The organism is Aeromonas finlandensis, from assembly GCF_000764645.1.
GTDB classification, from domain to species: Bacteria; Pseudomonadota; Gammaproteobacteria; order Enterobacterales; family Aeromonadaceae; genus Aeromonas; species Aeromonas finlandensis.
Map to the genome: position 1 here is coordinate 1 of NZ_JRGK01000174.1, position 9826 is coordinate 9826.

10 protein-coding genes are annotated in these 9826 nt (G+C 57.5%); 7 read left to right on the top strand and 3 right to left on the bottom strand.

Annotated elements, in window-relative coordinates; translation table 11 throughout:
- The 3 genes from emrD to LD28_RS0112225 all read right to left on the bottom strand — a co-directional run.
- Positions 1–1126, bottom strand: a 1126-nt coding sequence (gene emrD, locus LD28_RS0112215) for a multidrug efflux MFS transporter EmrD (protein ID WP_033137248.1), incomplete at its 3' end; no start/stop codon positions are given.
- 262 nt (positions 1127–1388) lie between these two features.
- Positions 1389–2051, bottom strand: coding sequence for a glutathione S-transferase family protein (locus LD28_RS0112220; protein ID WP_033137239.1), 663 nt, complete (start codon positions 2049–2051; stop codon positions 1389–1391).
- A 169-nt stretch (positions 2052–2220) separates the two neighbouring features.
- The gene (locus LD28_RS0112225; RefSeq protein WP_033137240.1) at positions 2221–2676 is read right to left on the bottom strand and encodes a hypothetical protein; all 456 of its coding nucleotides are present in this window, start codon (positions 2674–2676) and stop codon (positions 2221–2223) included.
- A 199-nt stretch (positions 2677–2875) separates the two neighbouring features.
- Here LD28_RS0112225 and suhB point away from each other — a divergent pair, with 199 nt between their 5' ends.
- From suhB to pseC, 7 genes are all read left to right on the top strand, one after another.
- Complete coding sequence (suhB, locus tag LD28_RS0112230) at positions 2876–3679, top strand: inositol-1-monophosphatase (protein WP_033137241.1); 804 nt, start codon at positions 2876–2878, stop codon at positions 3677–3679.
- Between the two features lie 317 nt (positions 3680–3996).
- Positions 3997–4929, top strand: coding sequence for a ZIP family metal transporter (locus tag LD28_RS0112235; RefSeq protein WP_033137242.1), 933 nt, complete (start codon positions 3997–3999; stop codon positions 4927–4929).
- Between the two features lie 169 nt (positions 4930–5098).
- Positions 5099–5791, top strand: coding sequence for a 5'-methylthioadenosine/S-adenosylhomocysteine nucleosidase (gene mtnN / locus LD28_RS0112240; RefSeq protein WP_033137243.1), 693 nt, complete (start codon positions 5099–5101; stop codon positions 5789–5791).
- On the top strand, positions 5788–6750 hold the full coding sequence (locus LD28_RS0112245; RefSeq protein WP_033137244.1) for a cobalamin biosynthesis protein CobD/CbiB: 963 nt from the start codon (positions 5788–5790) through the stop codon (positions 6748–6750). The genes mtnN and LD28_RS0112245 overlap by 4 nt, the downstream gene beginning before the upstream one ends.
- A complete protein-coding gene (locus LD28_RS0112250) occupies positions 6743–7588 on the top strand; it encodes a cobalamin-binding protein (RefSeq protein WP_033137245.1) in 846 nt (281 codons plus the stop codon). The genes LD28_RS0112245 and LD28_RS0112250 overlap by 8 nt, the downstream gene beginning before the upstream one ends.
- Before the next feature lie 156 nt (positions 7589–7744).
- The gene (gene pseB, locus LD28_RS0112255) at positions 7745–8749 is read left to right on the top strand and encodes a UDP-N-acetylglucosamine 4,6-dehydratase (inverting) (protein WP_033137246.1); all 1005 of its coding nucleotides are present in this window, start codon (positions 7745–7747) and stop codon (positions 8747–8749) included.
- Positions 8746–9826 (top strand): UDP-4-amino-4,6-dideoxy-N-acetyl-beta-L-altrosamine transaminase (gene pseC / locus LD28_RS0112260; RefSeq protein ID WP_033137247.1); only part of this gene is annotated, 1081 nt, incomplete at its 3' end. The genes pseB and pseC, both read left to right, overlap by 4 nt.

Sequence of the window (9826 nt, forward strand, 5' to 3'; positions counted from 1 at the left end):
CCATCAGGGTCATGATGGCCCCCAGGGTCACCTGACCGGTCATCGGGAAACCGGCGGCCAGCAGGGTCACCACGCCCGCCCCCAGATTCTGCATCCCGCCGAGAATGGCACCCGCGGTGCCAGCCTGACCCGGGAAGGGCTCGATGGCGCAGGAAGTGGCGGTCGGGTAGAGAATGCCGCTACCGATGAAGTAGACCGCCGCACCACCGACCAGCGAAGCTGCACTCACCACCCCGAACAGCCCCGGCACCAGAATGATGAGCGACCCCAGCGCCAGAAAGACGATACCCAGACGCATCAGCTTGCCCTGGCTCAGGCGAAAGCTCAGCTTGGCAGAGAGCCAGGCACCGAACAGATAGCCGGGCAGCGGCAGCACGAACAGCACGCTCACGGTACGGGCGCTCAGTTTCAGCACATCGCCGAGCAGCACCCCGGCCGCGGCTTCAAATACCGCCAGTCCCGCAAAGGTCGCCATCAGGCAGAGCAGGTTGCCCTGAAACTTTGGGTTACCCAGCACGTGGCGATAGGCCGCCCCCACCCGCAGCGGCTGGCGAGCTGCAACAGGCAGGGTTTCGCCAAACCAGGCCATGATCGCCAGAGTGGCTACGGCACCAAAGCCGAACAGGAACCAGTAACCGGCGCGCCAGTTGAACAACTCGGTCAGCCAGCCACCCAGCACCGGTGCCAGCAGCGGGGAGAAGATCACCCCCATGCTCACCAGACTGTTGGCGCGGTTGAGCTCGGCGCCATTGTAGCGATCGCGCATCACGGTACGGCTCATGGCGCCACCGGCACCGGTCCCCAGCCCTTGAATAAAGCTGCCCACCAGCAAGGCGGTGAAGTGCGGAATGAGCTGGATGGTCAGGGTACCCACCAGAAACACCATCATGCCGACGATCAGTACCGGGCGACGGCCGATACGATCCGACAGCGGCCCGTAGACAAACTGGGAGAGGCCATAGGGGATCAGGTAACAGGCCATCACCGCCTGCAACTGGCCCGAGGCCACATTGAAGTCCCCCGCCATCATTGGAATGGAGGGAACATAAAGGGTCTGGGTCATCTGGCCCACAGCGACCATCAGAATGGTCAATAAAAACAACGGATAAAAACTGTGCCGATCCATATCAGTCCCAAAAAATCGAAAAAATGCTACCGCCCCTCTGGCACAAAATGGCCCAGAGGAATCTGATCACAGAGGCTGTGATGCAATCAAAAACAGTGTTGGAAACAGTAGGCGGGGAGCCCGCCAGACCACCGCACAGGACGCTTGGTGGTATGGGGGCATGATAGTGATTCAGCTCACAAAAAACGAACGAATCTTTGTAATCTGCTTGCCTTAGTTTTTCTAATATTACGGGGCGTAGCGCCCCGTCTGCAGTGAAAAATCAACGCGTTATCATCTGTTGCGCCTGCTTGATCAGCTCATCGGGCTGCTCCTTGCGCGGCGGTATGGTGATCCCCTTCTGGCAGGCAGGCTTCTCTGCCATGCGGGCCATCCAGGCTTGCAGATGAGGCAATCCCTCGATGGAGATACCGCTCCAGTCATAAATCCGCACCCAGGGCCAGGTGGCAATGTCTGCGATGCTGTACTCATCGGCCAGATATTCGTGGTGGGCCAGATGGCTGTCGAGTACCTCGAACAGGCGGCGTCCCTCTTTCTGATAACGCTCGATGGCGGCGGGGATCTTCTCCGGGAAATAGCGATAGAAGACATTGGCCTGCCCCATCATGGGCCCAACCCCGCCCATCTGGAACATCAGCCACTGGATGGTCTGAGAGCGCCGTTTGGGATCGGCCGGCAATAGTTTGCCCGCTTTCTCCGCCAGATAGATAAGGATGGCGCCCGACTCGAACACGGCAAAATCGTCGTTATCCCGGTCGACGATAGCCGGAATACGGCCATTGGGGTTGATAGCGAGAAACTCGGGTTGTTTCTGATCCAGTGCCGAGAGATCGAGAGGAATGACCCGATAGGGCAAACCCAGCTCTTCAAGGGCTATCGCCACTTTGAAACCATTGGGGGTGGCGGCGGTGTAAAAGTCGATCATGATTCACTCCTTGTTGGTCATAGTCAGATTGCACAGTTTGAACATGGTGCAACACCATAGCCGCCTCATCTTGCAACAAGTGACCGGTTCCAGACCATTAAAAAGCGGCGCACCGCGGGCCAAAAAAGGCTCTCGGTGCGCCGCTGGTACGCTCAGGCAATAGTGAGGACTAGTTGAGCATGGCGACCGACTTGCGCTGGCGCAGCATGATCAGGCGGGAAAGCAGCGGGAAGTAGGACTCCAGCTTGCGCAGCAGCACCCGGCTGCAGGCAGGCTCGGCCAGCTCCGACTCATCCAGCACGATGCCGTTTGAGACAAAATAGAAACGGGGGTCACGCACATCCGGCCCGCAGACCGTCAACTCCTTGTCCCCCTTGCGGATCAGCAGCGGCAAGACCGGCAAGCCGATCGTCTCATCCTCTCCCCGGGCAAATCCGGCATCCTGCCAGGGCGCATCGCCATCGATCAGCAGGATCGCCGCCTCCGTCTTGGCCGGTTGCCACTGGGCAAGGGGGGTCACGGTGATGTGGGCAAAGTGATCACCATACTCGGGTGATGACCGCAGAATGGCCAGCAGTCCCTCGCTGGCCGCAGACACGTTCTGACTCACTAATGACAAATTCATGGCTCATATCCCTATGCTCATGACAGCCTGTATCCGGCTGCTGGGATAAGACTAGCGCAGATCTGGTCTATATTGGAGCCGTTAAATTTGGCAATCGTAATCAATTGGTCGTAGGGGGATAACAGTTGCCATCGCACAAAATACTGATATCATACCGCGTCCTTTTATCCCCCGTTCTTTAACATCCAGTGGTGAACCTATGCATCCGATGCTGAATATCGCCGTGCGCGCTGCGCGCAACGCCGGTCAAGTTGTAGTAAAAGCCTTCTCCCAGCCCGAGAACATTGAGGCTATCCAAAAAGGCAGCAATGACTTCGTGACCAACGTTGACCGTGAAGCCGAAGCGGCCATCATTCACACCATCAAAAAATCTTACCCGGAGCACAGCATTGTTGCTGAAGAGTCTGGTGAGATTGCCGGTACCAATCCGGACTACCAATGGATCATTGACCCACTGGATGGCACGACCAACCTGGTCAAAGGCATTCCGCACTTTGCCGTTTCCATCGCCCTGCGCGTGAAAGGCAAAACCGAACAAGCCGTTGTTTACGATCCCATCCGTGACGAACTGTTTACTGCTACCCGTGGTAGCGGCGCCCAGCTGAACGGCTACCGCATTCGTGTCGGTAAAGCCAAAGAGCTGGCGGGCACCGTGCTGGCCACCGGTTTCCCCTACAAGCAAAAGCACCACATCGAACCGTACCTGAAGATGTTCCAGAGCATGTTCATCGAATGTGCCGACATCCGTCGCTCCGGCTCTGCCGCGCTGGATCTGGCCTATGTGGCTGCCGGTCGCGTCGACGGTTTCTGGGAAATCGGCCTGAAGCCCTGGGACACCGCTGCCGGTGAACTGCTGGCCAAAGAAGCTGGCGCCATCGTCACCGACTTCGTAGGTGGTCACAACTACGAAAACTCCGGCAACATCGTGGTTGCCAACCCGCGTGTCCTGAAAGAGATGCTCGGCAAGATCCGTGAAGAGCTGCCGGAATCACTGGCCAAATAAGCCAGCGTCCCAGCATTCACCAAAATAAAAAAACCGGCGCAAGCCGGTTTTTTTGTCTCTGTCATTCGAACATCAAAGCAGACATCAGCACCCTGCTGAAAAGCATGACGATGCATCCCCACTGGCCAACAGCCACTTCAACCATTTCCGATACTCCCTCTCACAGCCAGCCGTTGGCTACCGATAGGCGACCCATATGACTTGGATAAACCTCTCCCCCGCTTTTCCAAGAGCAGCAATCGTCTTACAGGCATAGACAAGGAGCGGCCGAGCCGATGTAATGCCACCATCCACTTTGCACACCCCGAGGTCATGCCATGGACCATCTCTCTGCCCTCCCCCCGATATCCTGGTCACAGCAACTGCGCAGCCAGATGCAAAACCGCCCGCTCACTACCCTCGGCCTCTTTATCGCACTGGTCGCGGTGTTGCTCTTGTTGATGCAGAGCCTGATCATGCTGGCGACCGGCGAAGTAACCAGCGGCGTTCGCTACGGCCTGATAGGTGGTGCCGCCGGTTTTGCCGCCACCGCCATTGGCGCCCTGCCCGCCCTGTTCCTACGCTCGGTGCCGCAAAAAGTGGAGGACACCATGCTGGGCTTCGCCGCAGGCATGATGCTGGCCGCCAGTGCCTTCTCGCTGCTGTTGCCGGGGCTGGAGGCTGCTGAGGGGATCACCGGCAACGGCTTTAGTGCCGCCGCCGTGGTGGTGGTCGGGATGACCCTCGGGGTGCTGTTAATGCTGGGGCTGGATCAGTTCACCCCGCACGAACATGACAAGACCGGCCCCTGCGGCCCCGGCCACGAGCAGTGCTCCCGGGTCTGGCTGTTCGTCTTTGCCATCGCCCTGCACAACCTGCCGGAGGGGATGGCCATCGGGGTGAGCTTCTCCCAGGGAGATATGTCGGTGGGGCTGCCACTCACCACCGCCATCGCGCTGCAGGATATTCCCGAAGGGTTGGCGGTGGCACTGGCCATGTGCGCCGCCGGTTTTCGCCCCTCTGTTGCCGTGCTGGTCGCCATCGCCAGCGGCCTGCTCGAACCGTTAGGCGCCCTGCTCGGGGTGGGGCTCTCCAGCGGCCTTGCCATCGCCTACCCGATAGGGCTTGGGCTCGCAGCTGGCGCCATGCTTTTCGTGGTCTCCCATGAAGTGATCCCCGAGACCCACCGCAACGGTCATCAGACCTATGCCACCCTCGGCCTGATGGCGGGCTTTGCCCTGATGATGACCTTGGATACCGCCCTCGGCTAAACGCTCCACTCATTTCCCTCCCACGCTGAATCAGCAACTGACGGCACGCCACACGGCGTGCCGTCGTTTATCTCCCCTTTCGCTTGTGCCTCTCGGCGCCGACGTCATCTTTTGTTATGATCTACAGCAACTTAAATTCAGCCATACGGCTAGCAAAACGAGGTCAGCAATGAAAGTAGGTATTATCGGCGCCATGGAACAAGAAGTAGCCCTGCTGCGCAGCCAGATGAACAACCCCACCACCCTGCAACTGGGTGGCTGCGAGTTCTATCAAGGGATGCTGGCAGGCAAAGAGGTGATCCTGACCCGCTCCGGCATCGGTAAAGTTGCCGCCAGCGTGGCCACCAGCCTGCTGCTGGAAAAATTTGCCCCCGACTGCGTCATCAATACCGGCTCTGCGGGCGGCTTTGCCCAAGACCTGCACATTGGTGATGTGGTAATTGCCCGCGAGATGCGCTTCCACGATGTCGACGTAACCGCCTTTGGCTACGAGATGGGCCAGATGGCACAGCAACCTGCCGCCTTCCCCTGCGACGAGAAGCTCATCGCGGTCGCCCAGGATTGCATCGCCGAGCAAGGCAAGCATCAGACCAAGGTTGGCCTTATCTGCACCGGTGATCAGTTCATGTGCAAACCGGACGCCATCGCCAAAGCCCGCGCTGACTTCCCGCAGATGCTGGCAGTCGAGATGGAAGGGGCAGCTATCGGCCAGGTGTGCCACATGTTCAAAGTGCCCTATCTAGTGGTGCGTGCCATGTCCGATATCGCGGGCAAGGAACAGGTTGAATCCTTCGACGCCTTTATCGAAGTGGCTGGCAAACACTCTGCCGAAATGATCATCAAGATGCTCGGCAAGCTGTGATCGAAACCGGCTCGCTCGAACTGATGGCCGACGCCCTCCTCTCGACGACGGCGGCCATTCTGGTGGGGGCTGCCCTGCTGGAGACGGTGATCCCGTGGCCATCCCATCTGCGGCTCTCGGCCATTACGCCTCTGCTGACCCGACTGGGTCACAAGGTGCACAGAGCCGATGGTACGCCACGCCAGCAATTGCAAGCGGGCCTGCTGGCGATGCTGGTGGTCTGGGTTCCCTGCGCGGCCGGACTCTGGTCCTTGCGCAATCTGGCCCTGAGCGAGCCGCTGTTTGACCTGCTGTTCCTGCTGCTGATGATCGAATCCCGTCCGCTGCGCGAACTTGCCCATGCCACCCGTGCGCTCGTCACGCAGGAGACCCTACCGCTGGCGAGATTGCAGGCGGCTCCCTGGCTCAAACGTGACACCGGCAAACTTTCTGCCATGGGCATTGCCAAAGCGGCAACCGAAAGCTGCGCCCTGCGTCTGGTGGGCCAATGGGCTGGCCCGCTGCTGGGATACGCCCTCGCGGGGGTACAAGGCGCCTTGCTCTGGCGGCTGACCCAGCTGATGAGCCAGGGTTGGAGCATGAAGGATCCCGCGTTTGGCTATTTTGGCCGGGCTGCCAGCGCCCTCTATCAGGGGCTCAATGCCCCCACTATTCTGCTGCTGGGGCTGCCGCTCCTGCTGCCCCGTATCAGGCAGGCCACCCTACTGCTGCGAAGCGGTGTGCTCTGGCCCTATCCCGCCATCGGGATGCTGTTGACACTACTTGCTGACAAGTGCCGGATCCGCCTTGGTGGCCCTCGCTACTATCAGGGAACCTTGCAACGCTGGCCGGTAATTGGCAGCGGTGATGACCCCGATGGCGAGTCACCGCGCAAGGTACTCAACATTCTGCAAGCAATGGGCTGGAGCTGGTTGATGCTGGCGCTGGTTGTCACTGTGGCGGGGTTATTTCATGGTTAGATGGTTGCGATTGCCTATCTGGCTGCCCTGCGTACTGCTGGCCTGGTTGCCCGCTGCGCTGCAGGCCGCCACGCCGAACCGGGTGGTGAGCGTGGTTCCCCATCTTACCGAGCTGCTTTATGACATCGGTGCCGGTGACAAGCTGGTGGCTATCGACGATGCTTCCGACTATCCCCCCGAGGTGAAAACCAAGCCCAAGGTGGCCAATTATCGCAGCATCAATGTCGAGGCGCTGCTGGCGCAAAAACCGGACCTGATCCTGGGCTGGCGCTCTGCCCAGTCACGAATGCTGGCACCACTGGAACAGCTGGGTATCCCGGTTTTCTACTCGGAGCCCACCGATTTTGCCTCGCTGGCGACCGAGATGCGGGCACTGGGCAAATTGCTGGGGGTGGAGAAGAGTGCCAACGAAGCCGCCGATCGCTATCTGGCGCGCCTGCATGACCTGCAACAGCGTTATGGCCACCCAACCGACGTCAAGGTGTTCTACCAGCTCTGGTATCCCCCCCTAACCAGTGTGAGCGGCAACGCCTGGCCCGCTCAGGCTATAGAGCTTTGCGACGGGATCAACGTCATGGCAAATGCCAAGACCCCCTACCCGCAAGTGGACATGGAACAGGTGATCAGAGCCAACCCCGCGCTGATCCTGGCGGGGAGTCAAGATCCTGACGCCCTGCATCACTGGCAGAAGTGGCCAAACCTTAATGCGGTGAAACATCACCGACTGATGCTGGTCAACTCCGATGAGCTGCACCGCTTCACCCCAAGAGCCCTCAATGCGGTGGAGCAGGTATGCAAAACTATCCAGCTCACCTCGCAGACATTGAATCCATCTTGATAAGGTGCAACCGCTGAGGGCCAACCTGTGATGTCCGGGCTGTCGCCCTAATCTTTAAACTGTTTTTATGAATGGATCACACTCTTTGCCAAAAAAGCTGGTACTTTATTTGCTAGCATATGATTCATCTACTGTTTTTATGACGAGATGCCCACAATGTTCAACGATAAAACGCTACTGATCACAGGTGGCACTGGCTCGTTTGGCCAACGATTGGTCAAAACAGTACTGGAACGTTATAAACCGAAGCGACTCATCATCTATTCTCGCGACGAACTGAAACAGTTTGAGATGCAGCAGGAGTTCAATGACCCCTGCATGCGTTATTTCATTGGGGATGTCAGAGACGCCAACCGTCTTACCATGGCGATGCGTGGCGTCGATTACGTGGTCCATGCAGCGGCACTGAAACAGGTTCCTGCTGCTGAATACAACCCCATGGAGTGCATCAAAACCAATATCCATGGTGCTGAAAACGTCATCCAGGCAGCCTTGCTCAATCAAGTCAAAAAAGTTATTGCCCTCTCCACTGACAAAGCTGCCAACCCAATCAATCTCTACGGCGCCACCAAGCTGGCATCCGATAAACTCTTCGTGGCAGCAAACAACATTGCGGGTCAAGACCCAACCCGTTTTGCTGTGGTCCGTTACGGTAATGTGGTTGGCTCCCGTGGATCTGTCGTCCCCTTCTTCCAAAAGCTGATTGACCAGGGTGCAGATGCTTTGCCCATCACCCATGAAGAGATGACTCGCTTCTGGATCACCTTGCAGCAAGGGGTAGATTTCGTGCTGGACAATTTCGGCCGGATGAAAGGGGGGGAGATTTTCGTTCCCAAATTGCCATCTGTTCGTATCACAGATCTAGCCAGCGCCATGGCACCTCAGTTGCCGCACAAGATCATCGGCATTCGTCCCGGAGAAAAGTTGCACGAAGTGATGTGCCCTGCCGATGACTCTTATCATACCTTTGAATTTGATGACTTCTTCGTGATTGGCCCGACCATCAACTTCAATAATCGCAATAACGACTTTTCCAAGACGGCTGCGGGCGAAAAAGGAAAAATGGTCGAGCAGGGATTTGAATACAACTCCCGGAGCAACCCTGACTTTTTTACCATCGAGCAGCTTCAGCAAATGAATCAAAAAGGGGCTGTAGAATGATCCCTTATGGCCGTCAATCCATCAGTCAGGCAGATATCGATGCTGTTGTGGAAGTACTCAAATCTGATTTTCTGACGCAGGGACCGGTCGTCCCTCGTTTTGAACAAGCGGTTGCTGATTATTGTGATGCGCAATTTGGGGTGGCGGTCAACTCAGGTACAGCGGCACTGCATATAGCCTGCCTGGCACTGGGAGTCGGCCCCGGCGACTGGGTCTGGACTTCTCCTATCAGCTTTGTTGCATCCGCCAACTGCGCTCTTTATTGCGGTGCACAAGTCGATTTTGTTGATATCGAGTTGGATACCGGCAATCTGTGTGCCGTAGAGTTGGAACGAAAACTGGTAATTGCGAAACGGGAAGGAAAGCTGCCCAAGGTAGTGATCCCGGTGCACTTTGCCGGCCTCCCCTGTGATATGAAAGAGATCCACCGCCTGGGACAAGAGTACGGCTTCCGAATCATCGAAGATGCCTGTCACGCCCTGGGGGCGCGCTATCACGATGAACCAACCGGTAACGGCCGCTACAGCGATATCACCGTCTTCAGCTTTCATCCGGTAAAGATCATCACCACCGGTGAAGGGGGAATGGCGATGACCAACGACCCTGCGCTTGCCAAAACCATGCGCATGCTCCGCAGCCACGGCATCACCCGCGAGCCGGAAGACTTTATCAATGAACCGGACGGCCCTTGGTACTACGAGCAGCAAATGCTCGGCTTCAACTACCGGATGACCGATATCCAGGCCGCGCTGGGGTTGAGCCAGATGGACAGCTTGGACACATGGATTAACACGCGTAACGAGCTCGCTAGGAACTACTTCAAAACACTGGCCCCACACCTACAACCTCGTTATTTCAGCACCGAGCGACGTAGTTCTTTCCATCTCTATGTTCACCATGTTGCCCCTGAACAACGCAGTGTGCTCTTCCGAAAACTATGTGAACAGGGTATCGGCGCCAATGTGCACTATATGCCGATTTACAAACAACCCTGGTATCAAAATTGGGCTCAGACCCATCTTACCTATGCTGAGCAGTTTTACGCAGGTGCAATGACGCTGCCACTCTTTCCAAGTC

Coding starts and splice junctions, on each gene's coding strand:
- LD28_RS0112220 (WP_033137239.1), bottom strand. CDS start 2,051: ATGATCGACTTTTACACCGCCGCCACCCCCAATGGTTTCAAAGTGGCG.
- LD28_RS0112225 (WP_033137240.1), bottom strand. CDS start 2,676: ATGAATTTGTCATTAGTGAGTCAGAACGTGTCTGCGGCCAGCGAGGGA.
- suhB (WP_033137241.1), top strand. CDS start 2,876: ATGCATCCGATGCTGAATATCGCCGTGCGCGCTGCGCGCAACGCCGGT.
- LD28_RS0112235 (WP_033137242.1), top strand. CDS start 3,997: ATGGACCATCTCTCTGCCCTCCCCCCGATATCCTGGTCACAGCAACTG.
- mtnN (WP_033137243.1), top strand. CDS start 5,099: ATGAAAGTAGGTATTATCGGCGCCATGGAACAAGAAGTAGCCCTGCTG.
- LD28_RS0112250 (WP_033137245.1), top strand. CDS start 6,743: ATGGTTAGATGGTTGCGATTGCCTATCTGGCTGCCCTGCGTACTGCTG.
- pseB (WP_033137246.1), top strand. CDS start 7,745: ATGTTCAACGATAAAACGCTACTGATCACAGGTGGCACTGGCTCGTTT.